The sequence below is a fragment of the Thalassoglobus sp. genome, from assembly GCF_048270125.1.
Classification (GTDB): Bacteria; Planctomycetota; Planctomycetia; order Planctomycetales; family Planctomycetaceae; genus Thalassoglobus.
The window spans coordinates 182,451-200,984 of the sequence record NZ_JBLWTN010000002.1 but is presented as its reverse complement, the minus strand read 5'-3'; the positions used below and the strand labels follow the sequence as shown (position 1 = coordinate 200,984).

Genomic DNA, 18,534 nt, shown 5'->3' with positions numbered 1-18,534 from the left:
ACACATTTCACCGACGAAGAAACCGTAAGCCGCATCTATAAAACTAGTTACGAAACAACACGCAATTTTTGCCGATTTTTGGCGCGCATCTCGCATTCTGGTTTACGCACTTCAACATCGAAGTGACCACTCAATCAGGAGAAAAGCCATGTTCGCCAAGATGACAACGATCGCAAGTTCAATCGCATTGCTCACTCTAATGGGATCAACCACCCAAGCATCTGAGCACAATGCTCGATACCGCCACCTCGACGATGTCGTCTTCTCCGCCTACGTTGATGCTCGCGAACTTCGCTGGGAACTCCACGACGACTTCATCGATTCTCACGACTACGAACATCTCCTCGAAGATGCTGACGTCATTCTCACATCCCTGCAAAAACTGGAACGGACGATACTCCGTGAAAGCTCTGACCTCACCATCGCTCGCGAGGCAGACCTTGTACAACGAAACTTATCAACGCTTACCCGACACCTGAACGGCAGCGACTTCGCTCGCGGCAGAAATGAACATCACCGAACGACATACAACGGTCGCGGATACGTCTTCTCTCCCGAGACTCAGCACGTTGGGCGAACCCATGTGCGAACTGCATTGAGGCTGATCGCCAAGATCGAAGATGCACTCGCCCACCTCCAAGACGAAGTCCGTCCAATCTCACATCACCATCGAAGTACTCCGCCACGAGCAATTCCAGTTCCTCAGCCTCAACCTGGACCAGTTCTAATCCCAAGAAACTCAAGCTACAGACCGGATCGCTCCGTCAAAATTCCAGTTGGGAACCACGGATCAATTCGAATCGGCTTCTAGAGCAGTTTGCCCTACCGTCTGCCCATGAAGAACGCATTTCTCTGATAAAAAGCTGTTCGCCACGAGGCAGTACCTGCAAACCAATTCGTAAGATGCGCTAAACCTTCTTTGAAATGATGTGCGTGTCCTGCACCCCAGCCACGGAAAGTACCGACAGCAACTCAAAGCACGGTCTGTTCATCAAAGATCAGACCGTGCTTTTTGCAATGATTCTCGTTCAAGACTCGTCCATCCAAGCCAAGAAACTCTTTCGCCCTTTTGGGGCAGTCATCCATGAAGTGTCCGGTTCTGCAAGTTCCAAGGCATCCTCAACAGTCAACCACCCTCTGAGAAGCGGCATTGAGCTGATGGTCCCTTTGCGAGTTTTCCATTGAAACTTCTTATTCTGCTCTGCCTTCTGTGCTACCTCAAGTGTGATACGAGCATCCTGCTTCACGTACTCAAGCACCTTGTCGTACTCTCCGCTGGCCCACAACTTCGGAACCTCAACTCCGGCAACACCTGACAGCTTCCCAGAAACATCGAGGCCTTTCGCTGCGGCATCCAAACCGACGGGGAAACCTTTCTCACAGACGATATGAAACATCATGTCGACGTGCTCACGCGCAAGCTGCTTGCACTCTTCAAACATCCCGGACTCCTCAGCGAGGACATCGAAGTCAAAACTGAGACCATTCCAAGTGAGAATGGAATAGCCCTGCTGCGTTAGCCCGATCAAATGCCGCACGAACGATGCCACATCAACCTGCGACATCCGGGAAGCTGGCCGGGGCTGATTCTTCTCACCCGCCTGATGTTCAAGACTGTGCCAAACCTCAGGCTCTGCCTGATCACATTGAAGCGTGGCGATGCAGGAGATCCCCAACGGACGGTGTGGCTTCCAGTCGAAGCCGTCCCCGGGAATATCCTTGGCAGTTTCAATATCGAAGGCGATCTGTTTTTTCATAAGAATTCGATTACATTTAACACTAAGAAAATACTTGAGCCCACTCGAGTGACATGCACTCATTCAGTTGAATGAAAACATGTCACATTCCGTGAAGAGAACAGGTCGAAGTTGCCATGAGATCTAATTCCACGCTGAGGCTGACTGCTTTTACAACTTTGATCTTGGGTCTCATTTCCTCAACGCAAGCAAGCGACAAGCCAACGGGTCAACTTGGCAAGGGAACGATCTGGGAAACACCATGGTACACAATTGACAGCGGCAAAGAGGGCCCAACTGTGATGGTGACAGGTGGAATCCACGGAAACGAACCTGCCGGAGCAGCCGCTGCGGAGCAAATCCGACACTGGGACATCAACGCAGGCAAGCTAATTGTCGTTCCGAAAGTTAATCGATTGGGACTTACCGCTGAGATGCGATGGTTCCCCCCAGAGCGAAATAACAGACCGCTCCGAGATTTGAACCGAAACTTTCCAACGATAGCGAACCCTGCCCCACGAACCTCATTAGCCACGGATGTCTGGGAGTTGGTGGAATTCACCAAGCCAGATTACGTGGTCGACTTACACGAAGGGTTCGACTTCCACATCGCAAATCCGAAGTCTGTAGGGTCGAGCATTATATTTGCGAAATCGAATGATCGCACAGAACTGGCCAACGCAATGCATGAGGCTGTCAACAAAACAGTCACCGACGAAGACCGGAAGATCGTGCTGCTCTCAAAGTCTGGTGCGGTCAATGGAAGCCTGATCCGCGCCTGTCAGGAGAAGCTGAACATCAGCGGATTTATTCTGGAGACCACATTCAAGGATCAACCACTCTCACTTCGAACGCGTCAACACCGCGTGATGGTTTCCACCCTCTTCCAGAAAATTGGTCTCATCGATCAGGACCAAAGCCATCGAGTCGCACCTTCGAAAGATGCGAGAGTTATCCAGATCGGCATGTACGATTCAGCAGGGGCAACCGAGAACGGAATCAACAACTTCAGCAAACTATTCAAGACGAACGACCAGTTCAACATGACACAAATTGGGCCTGCCGACATGAACCCTCAAGTCCTCAACCAGTTCGACGTACTTCTTTTCCCAGGAGGAAGCGGCAGTAAACAGGCTAAAGCGATTGGCGAGAGCGGTCGGAATGCAATTCGCAAATTTGGCGAAGATGGCGGAGGCGTCGTCGGAGTCTGTGCGGGGGCGTATTTATGTTCATCCCATTACACCTGGTCTCTCAACATGATCAACTCAGCTGTCTTTAACGAGACTATCGAAATCCCCGGAGTCGGCCGCAAATCAATGTGGTACAGAGGAGGAGCCAGTCAAGTTGAGATAGAATTTGACAAATCTGCTGAGCCAATCTTCAATCGATCTGACCTCACCAAGGTGCGATACCAAAACGGCCCCATCGTCAGCAAAGGGAAGAACACAAGCCTCCCAGACTTCACTGCACTCGCCTGGTTTCGATCTGAAGTCACAAAATACGAACCACAAAAAGGGACAATGATCGACACACCCGCCATCATCACCGCCCCGTACGGTAAAGGTCGAGTTCTCTGCATCAGCCCTCACCCAGAAGCGACACCCGGCCTTGAACCTGCAATTCTCGACGCCATCGAATACGTTCGACCACAAGAGAAATAGCGAAGCAGCCATCACGAATCCGGACTCGATTCCGATCAGTTTCCTGCTGGAGCATCTTTCGAATTGGCTTGCAGGTTCTGCCTCGTGGGGAACAGCATTTTTACTAGCGAACTGCGTTCTTCACGGGCAAACGGTAGAGCAAACTGCTCTTAACCTCGCAACCCGTTTGCCATTCGACAAACGGACAGATTGCTCACAGAAACGTGCAGGAAAAGCTTCCGCCGGGACATCAACGAACGAGCCCCGCTCAAGCAGCGGAATCTTCGCTCGAAACCTGCACCACAACTGGGTGAAAGCAGGTGACAACTTCTCTACCGATCGATTTCACCCATCACAATATCGAGCGACCCCACGATTGACGGGACGTCTGCGAGGAGAACCCCCTCACAGAGGGGACCTGTGACGGAAAGGTTACAGAAACAGGAGCTTTTCGCCCGTGCACGCAATGGCTCTGCTTGACCATCGCCAACGAGGTAGAATCCCATTTGTCCACGTGGGCATTCCGTCTCGAGATAGACTTCATCAACCGGAAGCTTCGTGTTCATTTTGAACGGAACACGATACTCACCTTCTGTGTGTGGGTACTTTTCAATGCCCTGTCGAAGGAGTTTGATGGACTCGACAATTTCCAGCATGCGAACAAAGAAGCGACACCAGTTATCGCCCATGATGACCTGCCTTGGGATACCACTTTCACCCTCAAACGGGGCGGAGATCACGTTAAAGTCGTAACCTTCGTACATGCGGGTGTAAATCTCTTCACCATCGCGACGCAAGTCGTAATCGACTCCACTTCCTCGGAGGACTGGCCCTGTACAGCCGTAATCAGTCGCCATCTCAGCGGACATCGCACCCAGCCCAGCCGTACGATTAATGAAAATCGCATTACGCGTCAGCAGGATATGGTATTCCTTGATGCGATCTTCGAGCCACTCAATGAACATCAAAACAGCATCGGTCCAAAGCAATTTCAGCTTAGGGTCTCTGCCAGTCAAAGAGGCCAGCCCCGGTGGGATTTCGATCATCCCGGGAAGATCATGGGTTGCTCCCCCAATCGTCAGGTAACTGTAAGTCAGCCGAGCACCACAGGCTTCTTCAAACAGATCAAGAACAATTTCCCGCTCACGGAAGGCGTAAAGAAACGGACTGAACGAACCGAGATCGAGCCCATAAGCTCCCATACCAACAAGGTGGCTGGCGATACGTCCAAGCTCAGCGATGATCAGCCGAACGTTCATAGCCTTCTCAGGAACCTCCAGGCCGACGAGCTTTTCAAAAGCCAACGACATCCCGAGATTCATGTTCATCCCGGCGAGATAATCCATTCGATCGGTGTAAGGAACCCACTGAGCCCCTGCCAGATTCTCACCGATTTTTTCAGCACAGCGATGCAAGTAGCCGATGTGTGGCGTGACTTCGTACACGACCTCACCATCAGTTCGCAGCAACAATCGCAACACACCGTGGGTACTTGGATGCTGCGGTCCCATGTTGATCAGCATCTCGTCCGTACGGACATCGAATTCGATAATTCGCTGATCTTCAAGTTGTGTTGCCATAGCCAGTCTCAGTATTTCAAAGGTCTCAACAGGTTGAGCCGGTAGGAAATGTTGTTGCAGTAATCAGTTGTTGAAATTACCCAATCGGCAGGATCAACTACTTAGCACGAACTCCGTGGTACTCCAGAGGGAATTCATAATCTTTGCGGAGTGGATGACCTTCCCAGTCGTCCGGACAAAGAATGCGGAGCGGATTTGGATGCCCCAGAAAGTTGATGCCGACCAGATCGAAGGCTTCACGTTCGTGCCAGTCCGCGATACCCCAGACGCCAGCGACTGAAGGAACCTCTGGCAGATTCCCTTCCTGGTCATCTTTCCAGCGAGGAAGGAGCACCTTGAGTGTCACTCGATGCTTCAGCGAGATGCTCAACAAGTGGTACACCACCTCAACGTGCGGCTCGTACGGAAATTTCTTTGCCAGTTTGGGATCTGTTTCCAGATAGTCGACGCCAGTCAGATTGGCGAGCATCTCAAACTTGAATTTGTCTTCGGTCTTCAAAAACGAACAGACGTCGACAATCGATCCGGCGGCAACTTCAATCCAGGGATCAATCGTTTCCGAATTCAATGCGACAATAGAATCGCTGCCGAATTTTTCTGTCAGTGCGTCGAAGATTTCCTGAGGTGTCATAGCTTCGAACCAAGATTGAAAGAACGTGTAAAATGACGTTCTTTAGGTCAGGAGGCGAGAGTTGTTTCGTGTTTTTTCTCAACGAGCGTATGTGTTTTCGGTTGAGCCTTAGCCGCTTTCGCCTGCTCGACCATCGCACGGACCCAATCCAGGTCACCACGTTTCCAAACATACGCAAAGCCAACAAGAAGCACACCGAAGAAAACAGCGATGTCTGCAAAACCTGTCCAGGCAAGCCGTAAGGCATCTGCGGAAGCAATGGCGGTCTCGGCAACAGTTGTACCTGGCTCAAGGTTCAGCAACTTGTCTGTCAGATTGTTTCGAGCCGCTTCGCTCAAACGTGAGTCAGCAAGCTGAGTTGCTCCCCCGAAGACGACAGCCCAAGGGAAGAAGAAGACAACTTCCACGTCGAAGATAATGAACAGCAACGCCACGACGTAAAATCGGATGTCGAACTGTACATAGCTTGAGCCAATGGTCGGCTCACCACATTCGTAGACCGCATCCTTTTCAGGAGTTGGCAAGAACGGGCGTACCAATCGACCGATCAACATTGGAGCAGCTACGAGAACTGTTCCAGCGAGAATGAACAAGAGAAAGTGAAGCGTCAGGTCCGTCATGGATTAACCGTGATTTGTCGACGAAAAATGATAATTATTCGGATTCTGCATACTCGAAGGGACTCGGCTCGCCCTTCACCCAGACTGGCTCGTACAGAACCTTGGATTCTGCAACAACCGCCGGATTCAAAGTGGCTTGCCCCCACGCAGTTTGCAGTGGCATCTTCGCGAAGTCGACGACACAACCATCTCGGCTGTAACAGCTAAGATCGTGATTCGACCCCATAAAGATGCAATCGACGGGGCATGGCTCAACACACAAGGCACAGAACATACACTTCGTGTAATCAATCGTGAACCCATCGATACGGAAACCTTTTCCGACCGGGCTTTTTTCTTTTTCGATGTAGATACAGTCAACCGGGCAAGCAACCGCACACTTTTCGCAACCGATACAGGTCGTCAGGTCGAAACGGTGAAATCCACGATAACGTGCCTTCACCGGGACTGGCGTTTCCGGATACTCATAGATTTGTGCAAAAGCTTTACGATCGTAGGTCGCTCCCATTGTAAAGAGCGTCACCCACATCCCTCTCAAGACGGTGGAAACGGCGTTCCACACGTTTCGAAACCAGTTCAGCATGATATTATCGCAAGTCTGGCGGTTCGACGAAAACATGGCAAACGACAACACCCCAAAGGGCATCGAAATTGCCACCAACTCATGAGCCTAACAAAACCCAAACAAAAAATCGTAACCCCAATAAACAACAAGGGTTCGAAGGAGCATTGCTAGCGTTTCTCAAAGTGTGCAAAGCATTATAGGTCGATCAGCGACTCTCGCAACCGAGCCTGTTCACCCGATTAGCACCATTCCCGAAGTAGGGAATGGACTTCGAGAAAATTCATCTCATCCCTTGTCAAGCTCTGAATATTACAAGCTTTAAGCAGCATGGCACGCTCGTTGATGTGTCACATCACCTGAGGAGTCTTAGATCTATTTCGTTCAAGATCATCCGCCTGCCTGGATGCAATTTCAACAACAGTCTTCGTGTTCTCTCGTGGCGAGCAGCCCATGCAGTCGCGAGCTCAATGTCACTCGCACAGAAAATAGCGAAGGTGCCTTAAAACTCTCCGACCTCAATGCCATCGGCACGGTCAAACAGGCGCCGATATGTTGCGACGTCGATGTTTTCTGAAAGAAACCTGACAGACCCATCACACAGTAAGAACTGGGCTCCTCCCATATGATGGCTCCCGAAGCCACCGGGATCGAAAGCGAGACGCGAAACCAGTTCTGGAGTCGGAGGTCGCGGTTGATTTGAAGCTTTCTCGTCGTCACTTCCTTCCCCCCCTTCCTCGTCGCCAAACCCGTCAAGCGATTCATCGTCACTCATTCCGTATCCGGCACCACCACCATACCCCTCTCCCATCAACGTTTCGTACTCAGCGCGGATAATTTCGTTCGGTTCGGAAGTCATATCGTTATAATAACGTGAGCCTTCTGGGGTCAGATTGATCAGGATCCCGCCGTTGCGCAGCGATGAACGTGTCCCCGATGCCCAACCGAGATCTTCCGGGCTACGTTTGGCTTCACCCGCCATGAGAGTGTGTGTCGCCCCATCATAAATTTCGTGATATCGGACTCGGCTGTTCAGAAACAGAACCCCATGATTATTGGTATCGATCGGGGCGGAACGGTGATGGTGATTTCCAGCATAACTGCTGAGAACAACGCTTTGATTCTCAGGAAGCGAATAAATTGATGCAGGATCGGACGGGCAGAGATACGTTTGGATCGAAACTTTTCGAGGCGGCAAGTTTGCCTCGGCGTAAATACTGAGGTCTCCATCAATCGCTCCAGACAGCAGCGACTCGTCAAGATAGGGGAGAATCGAAACCAGCCAACTGTGGTGGTAGCCTTCCGCCGTCTGTTCAATCGGGCCGGTCGAATTCACAACACCGGGGGGGAGTGTTTCAAAAGAGTTGTAGTAGCTATGAATCGCAAATCCGATTTGCTTCAGGTTGTTTTTGCATTCCGTTCGACGTGCTGCCTCGCGAGCTTGCTGAACCGCGGGCAAGAGCAATGCAATCAGAATCGCTGTAATTGCGATGACGACGAGGAGTTCAATCAGAGTAAACCCGCGCTGCTTTTTCACTCGGAGCTCCTTTTCGGTCACGAAATTCACGAATGCCTGCAATTCAACAGGCGAAAGAATTCCCAATGCACACAGACAGACTACAAGCTGTACCGCACTCAGAATAGTCACGATCAAGCGATCGCGACAATTCAGGAGGCCTCTTCCGCAGCCGCAAACGGAATCCAGTTCAACGTTTTACGCTCGACCAGTAGACACTGTTGGAGATATTTTGAAGTTTCTGAAAAGCCCATCAAACCTCAGCCACTAATGGTTCGCCCATTTCCGCGAGACAGTGTTCTTCACTATTACGCTTTTCCCAAAATGCTCTGGTTGACGTAGAATTCCCCATGCACCTGAAGATACGAGCTTCGAACATCTGGGAGAGGGAAGACTACACAACATCACGAACCCGGGTTCTTCCCTGATACTCTCGATCGCTGGCTCCCTACAACAGCAGCCGCTCTGTTCTGCATCCCGTCGCGGGTTTCACAGGTGCAGCAGCGAACATGTTCCCATATCGATGTGTCGATATTCGACAGAACATTGAAATTGACGACGCGTGAGGATGAAGCGATGAATCGGAAGCAGCTTTCAAAATTAGGAATCCCGGAATACTGCACGCTGGAAGCGATGCAGGGAATCCAATCCGCTGTGAAAGCAGGATTGCGAGGGAAGGACGCAAAGCAACGTTTGATCGCTGTCGCCGCAGCTCCGCAAGAGTATCTGAACGATGAACACTTCGGCGAATTCGCCAACGCCTTCTCAGAAGTCGAAGAGATCGAACCATCAACGCCTGTCGACTACGCAGTTTGGGGTGATGAGTTCATTGACGAGATGTCTCACAAACAAATGCGAGAAGCCTGTTCGCTGCCGCACGCGGTGGCCGGGGCGTTGATGCCTGATGCGCACCTCGGATACGGCCTACCAATCGGTGGAGTTTTGGCTCTCGAAGGGGCTGTCTGTCCGTACGCAGTCGGAGTCGACATCGCCTGCCGAATGAAACTTTCGGTCCTCGACTTGCCCACCGATTTCCTTTCAGACGATAAGCGACGCCGTGAACTGACGACCGCGCTTGAAAAAGGAACGGTTTTTGGGACCGGAAAAGCCTGGAAGCCACGAAAGAACCATGACGTCATGGATCAGGACTGGACCATCAGCCGGATCACGCGTGAAAGTAAAGACAAAGCCTGGAATCAGCTCGGAACTTCCGGTTCTGGCAACCACTTTGTCGAATTCGGCCTGTTAACGATCACCGAAGAGGAAGCGGGAATCGGAGTTGCACCCGGTGAATATGTCGCCCTGCTGAGCCATAGCGGAAGTCGGGGAACCGGACATGCTGTTTGTTCAACTTACAGTGCGATTGCTCGCAAGAAATTGCCGCGACGGTACGCACACGTCGGTCGTCTGGCGTGGTTGGAACTCGATACTCAGGAAGGTCAGGAATACTGGGCTGCCATGAACTTGATGGGGGACTACGCCTCAGCGAACCATGCAGTGATCCATCGCAACGTCGTGAAACTTGCGGGTGCGAGCGTGTTGGGAGGCGTTGAGAACCATCACAACTTTGCCTGGAAGGAAGTTCACAACGGTCGTGAAGTCATTGTCCACCGAAAAGGGGCAACCCCAGCTGGTGAAGGTGTTCTGGGAGTGATCCCGGGATCAATGGCAACGCCCGCGTATGTCGTCCGCGGAAAAGGGAACGCGGCATCATTACACTCGGCCTCTCACGGAGCCGGTCGAGTAATGTCTCGCAAGAAAGCGAATTCGATGTATCGGATCCAGTCAGTCCGGACAGACTTGAAAGCCCAAGGAGTTCACGTGATTTCCGCCGGCTCAGACGAAGTTCCAATGGTGTACAAAAACATCGAGGACGTCATGAACGCGCAAACCGATCTCGTTACGAAAATCGCACGTTTCGATCCCTTGATCGTCAAAATGTGCGGAGACGGAAGCCGACCTGAAGACTAAAGCAAACCCAACATCAGTCTTTACGTTCTGCCTCGGAAACGTTTTCAAATGGATGAAGCTTCGAGCGGGGTGGAACGAGTTTTCCCCTGCTCGAAGTGAATCCACCAAACCGCAACAGCCTCTTCCGATTTGTATCCGAAACCCCTGTCGGACAAGCAAGGAGTGCCGCTCAGTCCCCGTTTGCGAAAATTTCTCTTGCCTCAGAATGCGGATTGTCCTAGAAGTGACCCGGCATGATGCCAGACTACCAAAAAAAGACTGCTTGCAGGGACGCAGGACAATGCCGTTCACACTACGAGAACTCGCTGAATCACTGAACGGGAGCATTCAAGGTGACGCCGAGATGAGCGTTACAGATGTTGCAGCTCTCGAACACGCGAGCCCATCAGACCTCTCATATCTTGATTCAAAGAAACAACTTAGGGCAATCTTCAGCTCGTCTGCCGGAGCGATTCTTACTACTCCTGAGCTTGCCGAACACGCCAGAAAGCAAGGCTCGGAGTGCAATTTCATTCTTGTCGACGAGCCGCAAGCCGCCTTCATTGAGGCCATGCTTCGTTTTCGCCCGTTGCCTGAACGCTCAACGATTGGCCTCTCTGCAAAAGCAGAAATTCATGAAACAGCCCAGTTTGGTCACGGATGCCACGTCTTCCCTAATGCTTACATCGGTAAAAATGTTGTCTTGGGAAGCAACTGCGAAATTGGCCCCGGCGCGGTCATTCATGACAACTGCGTGATCGGCGACGACTGTGTCATTCACGCGAACGCTGTCCTCTACCACAACGTCACCCTCGGAGACCGAGTTATCCTGCATGCCGGAGCCGTCATCGGTGCAGACGGATTTGGCTACCGGTTTGTAAATGGTGGATTCGTTAAAATTCCGCACACGGGGACTGTCATCATCGAGAACGATGTCGAGATCGGAGCTGTGACCACTGTCGACCGAGGCATGATTGGTGCAACTGTCATTGGACAAGGAACCAAGCTCGACAATCAGGTCATGATTGCCCACAACTGCCAGATCGGAAAACACAATGCGTACGCTTCGCAAGTCGGAATTGCGGGCTCATGCACAATTGGTGACTACGTCCAAATGGGCGGGCAGGTCGGAGTTGTCGATCACGTGAAGATTGGCTCCGGCGCAAAATTCGGAGGAAAGGCAGGCGTGGCCTGGGACATGCCTGCTGCAGGAACCTTCCACGGAACTCCTGCAATCAACGAAAAAGAAGCGATTCGAAATCACTTCAGCCTGCAAAAGCTTCCTGAGCTTCGCGAACAGGTCAAAGCCCTTACGAACCAACTTGCTGAGCTTCAGGAACAGTTGGCAGAACAACATGAACCTGCCCGATCGAAATCCGCAGCTTAATCACTGCAGCGTTATTTTTGTCAAACGAAGAACTATTGAAGAAGACTCTCAGGCCTCCTGAAATTGTTGTTGCTCACTTAGGCGACATATCCTTCAGCGGAGTTTGTTAGTACGAAAAGATTATCCCGTCACTTTCCATTTAGTATTTCAGCTCAACTATGTCGGACTCGTATCGAGAACGAATCCTTTCGATCCCTCCTCGCCCAGGAGACCGGGTTGGTCTTCTGGCTGGCTGGGGGCGATTCCCTATTGTCTTTGCCAAAACAGCGAAGGAGCAAGGGTTCTCGGTGCAATGTATTGGCATCGAGGGAATGGCTTCTGACGAGTTGGCGGACGTTTGTGATCACTATCGCACTGCCCCTTTGGCGCGGATTGGCCGAGCGGTTCGGTACTTCCAAAAACGACGTGTCACCCAAGCAGTCATGGCGGGCAAGGTCGAAAAGAAAGTTCTTTTTGATCCCTTTCGATTATGGCGTCTCTGGCCTGACTGGAGAACCGCCGTCATGTGGGTGCGACACACTGCGAACAAAAAAGACGACACCATCCTGCTCGCGGTGATCCGCGAGTTTGAGCAGGACGGGATTCATTTCCGCTCCGCATTAGAGTTTTGCCCGGAGATCCTCGTGAAACACGGATTCCTCACCAAGAAACACCCTTCAGCCGCACAGTGGAAAGATATTCATTTCGGCTGGGAAATGGCCAAGAAAATGGGTGAACTGGATATTGGCCAGTCAATCGTCGTCAACGACACAGCCGTCATCGCAGTCGAAGCGATTGAAGGGACCGACCTGTGCATCCGCAGAGCAGGCACGCTCTGTCGCCGTGGCGGAATGACCGTCGTCAAGGTCGCGAAACCAAACCAGGACATGCGATTCGATGTCCCGACCATTGGACTTCAAACGTTACAAACCATGCGAGAATCCGGCGCCCGCGTCCTGGCCATCGAATCCGGGATGACCATCATTCTCGACGAGCCCGAAGTTTTGAAACTCGCAGACAAACTGGGAATCGCCATCGTCTCTATCAAAGCCGAAGAACTAAAACTCCGAGCCGTCGCTTAAAGCATTTTGGTGACTGTGGGGCTCTCTCTCACAACTACGTAAGCTGGTCGACACAAGGCCGAACGTGAAAACCGATAGCGATTCGCTTGAGTCGCTGCGAGCACGTCCCAAAGAAAGAACGTGAATTGTCACTTAAAAAATCCAGAGTGGGCCTGTAAGCCGGGTTCTGTCGGGAGTGATCATTTCTCTGGGGTGCTGATTGCTCAAGCACCTCGACGCGACCGACCCGGACGTCAAACGCAGCGAACAGCTACGTGCGCATCACGTTGCCGCGACACACTTCGCCCTGCTTGGTCTTGCTCCCGGTGGGGTTTACCATGCCAGGACTGTCACCAGCCCCGCGGTGCGCTCTTACCGCACCGTTTCACCCTTACCTGTTGCGGCAGGAGTTAGGATTTGGGATTCAATACTCTCTCAAACTTGGAATGGCTTGCGGTTTGAGCAACCTGGCTTGTCTCGCATTCTCAACACTTGTCGCACTCATAAAGATCACTCGCATGACTTCACTTTCTTGAATTCGCAGACTGCTCGCCAAAGACTTACCCCAATACACTAAATCCTGAATCCTAACTCCTGACCACTCATCGGCGGTTTGCTTTCTGTTGCACTTTCCCGGTCCTCGCGGACGGTGGGCGTTACCCACCACCGTGTTCTACGGAGCCCGGACTTTCCTCTGCTCTCTTCGCGCTCGCGCGAAAACAACAGCGATCACTCAGCCCACTCTGGAAAGAGAAGTATGCCAATTCGAGATCCAATTGCATAGAGCAGCATTCAACGCGGAAGGTTCGAAACGTCCAGCCAAAATCTCCTTCAGAGTCACCTATAGAACAGGCGACACGTATGCCTTGCTGGTGGTCAAGACCTGATGGTGATAACGTTTTATGTTGAACTATTTCCCTGCGAATTGAGATCGAGTTATGCAAACGGCACTTTACGGATCGATTGGCTGGAAGCATCCATTTGGAATTTTTCAGGTTCTGGAATGGGCAAAAGAATATGGCTGGGACTCAGTCGATGCGCGAGGGATGACCATCGATATCCCGGGCGGTCCGAAGAAACAACTCACCGCGTTTGGCTACGATATGCTTGGACCGCGACAAATTCGGCCAACCGCGCGACAACAACTTCGAAGTCGCTGCGAGGAACTTGGCGTCCCGATCATCTGCTTGTACGTCCCAAGTCCGGTGAACCTGAAAGGGAAGCTTGGAGAGGATTGCCGCAGACTCTTCAAAGAGTTTGTACAACTGGCTGCTGACGTTGGAATCGAGTGGGTCCGCGCGATCAACAACACGACAGAAAGCTACAACAACGAGCCGTTCACGGAAGAAGAAGCGTTTGCTCGAACGGTCGATGGACTCAAAGAGGTCGGCAAATTTGCAGCGGACCTTGGAGTCGGAATTCTCATTGAAAACAATGAGAACACCACGACTTCCTGTGCTGCCGAGCTTCTAATCATGAAGAGTGAAGTGGCTGACGCCTGCCGAATGGGGATCGCGTACGATGGGACGAACGCCTATTTCCAGGGGCTTAAGGAAATGGAAGAACTGAAAAAACTCGCTGGGGCGATTGATGTTCTCCACTTGAAGAATGTGAAGCGGCATGACGATCCAACTTTTTCGTATCTTCCGCGCGGAGACTTCAGCTACGAATGGACGTCGCTTGAGCAGGGAGATGTCCGTTGGGACAAGTTCCTGAAGCAAGCGGTCGCGGATGGGTTCGATGGTCCGCTAACGTTTGAGTACGTCAATCCATTCAAAGGAATGCCTGCGGACTACTGGAACATCCTTCGTGAACCTGAGAAGGCGGCGGCTGAGGAAATTGCGTATATCAAAAAAGTGCTGAATGAAATCACAGTTTAAATGCCTTATCACAACCCGCCATCTTTTCATTTCGCAACCTTACAGCCCGCTGCGGGTCAGGCTTCAGCGATGAAGGGACAAGTGCGAATCCTGATCTGCAAGACTCTTTTCACTTTGTGTCGAACTCAATGGTTCCGGACCAATGCTTGGACGGCGTGGCTTGTTGTTCACTGACGAACTGCTTTAAGAAAATCGTTGGGCCATCGGTCTCAGGGAGGGTGTCCAGAATTTTGTTGGCTTGATTCCATTCGCCAGACTGGACAGCATCAACGGCATATTCAAACGTTTGACATATGAACTCATTCACTTGTGCCGGCTGATTTTGGATCACTGGTTCGAGTGAGTACAAGTTCATTGGAGATGTCATCCCGAGCGGAATCACGTTTCCTAATCGACGAGTCACAGCCACGCTGCATGGAATACGGCCTTTGATTGCCTGTGCAGTTGCTTCATCAATACAGATGGGAACCCCGAACTTTTTGGACAATCCCTGCAACCGTGAGCCGGCGTTGACAACAGGACCGAAGACCCCCAGCTTCGATTGACGTGTCGTCCCGATTTGACCGGCAAGTGCACGTCCGGAAGCGATTCCCATTCCGATAGAGAACTTTTGGTCCGGAGAATCCGCCTGTTGAGACGCTTTCTCAAAGCCTTCAAAGATCCTGATAGCAGCCAGGCAAGCTAGAAGCGGACTGTCCGGATTTCGCACGGGCCAACCCCAGAACCCGAGAGCTGCATCTCCTTGAAAATCGGCAATCGTTCCGTCGAAATCAAGAATTCCGTCAGTCATGGTTCCGAGGGCTTCGCTGACGTTGTTCAATAGCGACAGCAGATCGTCTTCAAGCCGCTCAGCCATAATGGAAAAATTCCGGACATCGCAAAACAAGACGGCAATATTTCGTTCAACAGGACTGAGTGCATTGGCAGAAGTTGCATTGTTGAGACTCTCCAGGACTCGAGGAGAGAAGAAGGCGCCCATCCGTGTTTTTTGGTTTTCCAAGAGTCGGACCTGCCGAACAGAGCCGATGAATTGTGCAATCAGTTCAGCACAACGGACCTCGCCCAAAAGTGATTTCTGAGTGACGACCATCGCTCCATCACTGCCAGCACCGGAAATATACAGGCACCAACCTTCGCATGACTTCCCAGTGATCGGGGTGACAATCGCCCAGCCGAGCCCCTCGGTCAATGTGAAATTCGCGGAACTGACTCCGGCGTGCCAGATCTGCATGACGCTTTGTTGATTGCGAAGAGCTCGCAAGATGAGTCGCCGACTTGGCCTGAAGATGCCATCGAACGAATGTCGAGTATCGATTCTCAGCATCAGCGGCGGAGGAAATGCCGACTCGACTTCATATTCATTTGGAAGCTTGTCGACCGGAAACTGAGCAACAGCAACCGCGGTCGCTTTCGGGACTGCTTTCAACAACAGGCTTGCGAGACTGTAGGCGAGTTGCTCATCCGACTCTGACTGCGAGATGAGTTGCGGCAACTTCGAAAGCATCTCGATCCGATCATCCGCATCTCCAAATGAAAAATTACTGAGTTCGCCGGGAGAGTAGGAATGTTGCTCGAGCAAATCGGCGCTCCCTGTCTCGTCCATGGCATCGAACTGAATCAGCCCGTTACCAATATCGATCTGGCAGGACCCCGTAAGCGCTCCTTGAACAGTTTGAGTTACCTCTTCAACTTCAAGCTTGAAGCTCGTTGATCCGATGCGAAAACTTTCTCCGACTTGCAGAATCAAATGCGGAGCAATCTTCCCATTGAAGACTGCCGGGTTTCGGGCTGCTTGCAGGCAAACGAGTTTCAGTTCCTTTCCCGTCAGTGTCAGATCTGCATGTTCCCGGGAAATCGCGGGATCCCAAGGAACGGAAAGAGCTGCTTTCGTAGAACGTCCCAGCCGCAACGTCTGTAACTCCTTCAATTTGATTCGTAATGAATCAGGAGTTTTCAGACTTTGGATGTTCAGATAATACATAAATCTGGACGGCTATGACTCAGCAACGTAATGACCTGAATTGCACACTGACTCTGGAGGATACATTTGCTTAAGGCATGAACGTGCGTAACTAAGGAACTTTGTCGTTATTCTTTGCTCCGAAGTGGGGGGACGTGGCGATTTCATCTCTCAATTGAGAGACCTCAGTCTGTAATTGCCTCGCGTCATTTGCCCAACGACGAGTCTGCAAAATCGATTGTTCCAACTGCGGAAACAATCCTTTCTCAAGGTTTCGATTAACAAGATTGTTGACGAGCGTTTCGACAGAACCACGCAACCCGCGTCGCAAACGGCGTGTCAACAGGATAACGAGAAGTCCGGACCAGAGAATCAAGAACAGCCCGGCGGGAATATAAAAATCACTCGATAGAAGTGGCTGATGAAGAATGAAAGACTCGTAGAAAAAATTCGCGCCAACACGATACAGCACAAAGATTAAATAGGCGACGAACAAAAATTCGTACCAGCATCGCACGTGGAACTTGGAATTTTTTCTCGCCAATTCTTCGATTGATTCGTCGATCTTTTGACCGGCATCGACAACAAACTGACTTTCGACAGCCGCCGCCTCTTTGCGAAGTTGATCGAGTGATTGATCACTCATCACTGAAGAATCAAACCCTGCCTGAGAGACATGGCCGTCAATCACAATTTCAGCTTCGCGCAAGTGCGACTCATCGAGACCGAACTGACTCACTCGCTGAAGCGTTTCTTCGGATCGTTGCTCGCTACGAAAATGATCCAGCCAGCGTTTCCCCTGAATCGTCCCCAGCAGTGCCAACTGTGCAGTGCTGCGAGCACGAAAAAACGTGAGCGATGCCAGCAACCCACCGATACCGCTGTAAAACCTTAAACATGCCGAGAACGGACTGAGTCCCCAATGATCGGTGACTGCGGAAAGTAATCGGCGTTCCCACAATCCGTGGCTGGCGAGCAGTTCTTTTTTTAGCTGCTGTGCCATTTTTTGACTGAGTTGCTCCCGCTGCTGACTCAGTGCCGCGTCGAGAGTTTTTAAGTCGTCCTCTTTTCTGGAGATCATCTCCAGACAACGAGCCAAGCCAGATTGCAGCAAGTCAACAATGTTTGCTCGGCGAATTCGGAGACGTTCAGATGCTCCAAGTTTCGAGGTCAGCAAATCGATCAGTCGACCAAAATCCCCGGTCGGATGCTGAGACTGTTGTCGTTCGTGAAAGGCTTTCAGGGAGTCGACAAAAAAGAGATCGGGGACCTGATATTGGTCGACGAGTGTGGACCTCCAGTCGGCTCGGATATCTTCATCGAGATCGGCATGAGTTTGCACGAAGATCATTCGGCAACCGGATGCAGCTGCCAGCAGTTCATCTGAAACACGAGCTGACCGATACTTTTGTTGTGTAGAAACGACAAGCAACACATCGCAGTAAGGAAGTAATTTCCGTAACCGATCCAGATTTGTTCCGGCCTCGCTATCCTCGTTGGTATCGGGATCTGGACAATCGAGGATCACGAGGTCTCGCAGGACATCGGCCTCTGACTGGACGACATCAATGTCGTCGAGTGGCAGATTGAGAAGTTTCAGATCGGTATCGAAATGGACAATCAGCTTTGGCTTGCGAGTTGTCGGCCGCTCCCGACCGGAACTCGAAACCTCTTCTCCGACGAGTGCATTCACCAGTGAACTTTTGCCTGTTCCAGTCCCACCGAAGGTTGCGACGACAATCGGAGCTTCATAACGAAACTGCAGCGTCTCAACCCGGCTGAGAATACGCGTGATCAATGACTGGCAACGGAGTGCTGGCTCCCATTGGAGCGGGACAGAACTCCACGTTGTCACGCGATGACGAAGCCGGTCCAGCGTGGATAGCAGTTCAAGTTGCTGAAGGTCGTCATCTTTCATTCGTCGATGTCAGAAAAGTGTGGGGATCGCTCCACACTTCAAGTGTGGTCCGCTGGGATTCCGTTATCAAAAATTCGTCGACTGGGGAATTCTCATCTTCATTCAAAGTTCTAT

General features: G+C 51.4%; 14 protein-coding genes and 1 other RNA gene. 6 read left to right on the top strand and 9 right to left on the bottom strand.

Annotated elements, in window-relative coordinates; translation table 11 throughout:
- The first annotated feature begins 148 nt into the window (after window positions 1-148).
- Window positions 149-811 (top strand): hypothetical protein, encoded by a 663-nt coding sequence (locus tag ACN0YR_RS03125; protein WP_417847736.1) that lies wholly within the window; start codon window positions 149-151, stop codon window positions 809-811.
- Between the two features lie 217 nt (window positions 812-1,028).
- On the opposite strand, the gene ACN0YR_RS03120 is transcribed toward ACN0YR_RS03125, so the two are convergent.
- On the bottom strand, window positions 1,029-1,757 hold the full coding sequence (locus ACN0YR_RS03120) for a ribonuclease H-like domain-containing protein (protein WP_417847735.1): 729 nt from the start codon (window positions 1,755-1,757) through the stop codon (window positions 1,029-1,031).
- A gap of 116 nt (window positions 1,758-1,873) precedes the next feature.
- Here ACN0YR_RS03120 and ACN0YR_RS03115 point away from each other — a divergent pair, with 116 nt between their 5' ends.
- Window positions 1,874-3,397 carry a BPL-N domain-containing protein gene (locus ACN0YR_RS03115; protein WP_417847734.1) on the top strand — a complete coding sequence of 508 codons (1,524 nt, stop codon included), beginning with the start codon at window positions 1,874-1,876 and terminating at the stop codon, window positions 3,395-3,397.
- A gap of 311 nt (window positions 3,398-3,708) precedes the next feature.
- Here ACN0YR_RS03115 and ACN0YR_RS03110 read toward each other — a convergent pair whose 3' ends face one another.
- From ACN0YR_RS03110 to ACN0YR_RS03090, 5 genes are all read right to left on the bottom strand, one after another.
- Window positions 3,709-4,956 (bottom strand): NADH-quinone oxidoreductase subunit D, encoded by a 1,248-nt coding sequence (locus tag ACN0YR_RS03110; protein ID WP_417847733.1) that lies wholly within the window; start codon window positions 4,954-4,956, stop codon window positions 3,709-3,711.
- 97 nt (window positions 4,957-5,053) lie between these two features.
- Window positions 5,054-5,587, bottom strand: a complete 534-nt coding sequence (locus ACN0YR_RS03105; protein ID WP_417847732.1) for an NADH-quinone oxidoreductase subunit C — start codon at window positions 5,585-5,587, stop codon at window positions 5,054-5,056.
- Window positions 5,588-5,634: 47 nt separating this feature from the next.
- Complete coding sequence (locus ACN0YR_RS03100) at window positions 5,635-6,207, bottom strand: NADH-quinone oxidoreductase subunit A (protein ID WP_417847731.1); 573 nt, start codon at window positions 6,205-6,207, stop codon at window positions 5,635-5,637.
- A 34-nt stretch (window positions 6,208-6,241) separates the two neighbouring features.
- Window positions 6,242-6,790, bottom strand: a complete 549-nt coding sequence (locus ACN0YR_RS03095; RefSeq protein WP_417847730.1) for a 4Fe-4S binding protein — start codon at window positions 6,788-6,790, stop codon at window positions 6,242-6,244.
- 481 nt (window positions 6,791-7,271) lie between these two features.
- Window positions 7,272-8,306, bottom strand: coding sequence for a DUF1559 domain-containing protein (locus ACN0YR_RS03090; protein ID WP_417847729.1), 1,035 nt, complete (start codon window positions 8,304-8,306; stop codon window positions 7,272-7,274).
- Window positions 8,307-8,861: 555 nt separating this feature from the next.
- Here ACN0YR_RS03090 and ACN0YR_RS03085 point away from each other — a divergent pair.
- The 3 genes from ACN0YR_RS03085 (at window position 8,862) to ACN0YR_RS03075 (ending at window position 12,683) form a co-directional block, all read left to right on the top strand.
- Window positions 8,862-10,256, top strand: coding sequence for an RtcB family protein (locus ACN0YR_RS03085; protein ID WP_417847728.1), 1,395 nt, complete (start codon window positions 8,862-8,864; stop codon window positions 10,254-10,256).
- A 280-nt stretch (window positions 10,257-10,536) separates the two neighbouring features.
- Window positions 10,537-11,622 carry a UDP-3-O-(3-hydroxymyristoyl)glucosamine N-acyltransferase gene (gene lpxD, locus ACN0YR_RS03080; RefSeq protein WP_417847727.1) on the top strand — a complete coding sequence of 362 codons (1,086 nt, stop codon included), beginning with the start codon at window positions 10,537-10,539 and terminating at the stop codon, window positions 11,620-11,622.
- Between the two features lie 158 nt (window positions 11,623-11,780).
- On the top strand, window positions 11,781-12,683 hold the full coding sequence (locus ACN0YR_RS03075) for an LpxI family protein (RefSeq protein ID WP_145202568.1): 903 nt from the start codon (window positions 11,781-11,783) through the stop codon (window positions 12,681-12,683).
- A 139-nt stretch (window positions 12,684-12,822) separates the two neighbouring features.
- Here the strand turns inward: ACN0YR_RS03075 and rnpB are convergent.
- Window positions 12,823-13,407, bottom strand: an RNA gene (gene rnpB / locus ACN0YR_RS03070) — RNase P RNA component class A.
- A gap of 193 nt (window positions 13,408-13,600) precedes the next feature.
- Here rnpB and ACN0YR_RS03065 point away from each other — a divergent pair.
- Window positions 13,601-14,542, top strand: coding sequence for a sugar phosphate isomerase/epimerase family protein (locus ACN0YR_RS03065; protein ID WP_417847726.1), 942 nt, complete (start codon window positions 13,601-13,603; stop codon window positions 14,540-14,542).
- 109 nt (window positions 14,543-14,651) lie between these two features.
- Here the strand turns inward: ACN0YR_RS03065 and ACN0YR_RS03060 are convergent, their stop codons facing one another.
- Window positions 14,652-16,523 (bottom strand): adenylate/guanylate cyclase domain-containing protein, encoded by a 1,872-nt coding sequence (locus ACN0YR_RS03060; protein WP_417847725.1) that lies wholly within the window; start codon window positions 16,521-16,523, stop codon window positions 14,652-14,654.
- 91 nt (window positions 16,524-16,614) lie between these two features.
- Entirely contained in the window at window positions 16,615-18,420 is a 1,806-nt protein-coding gene (locus ACN0YR_RS03055) for a GTPase (protein ID WP_417847724.1), read from the bottom strand.
- Window positions 18,421-18,534: the final 114 nt, after the last annotated feature.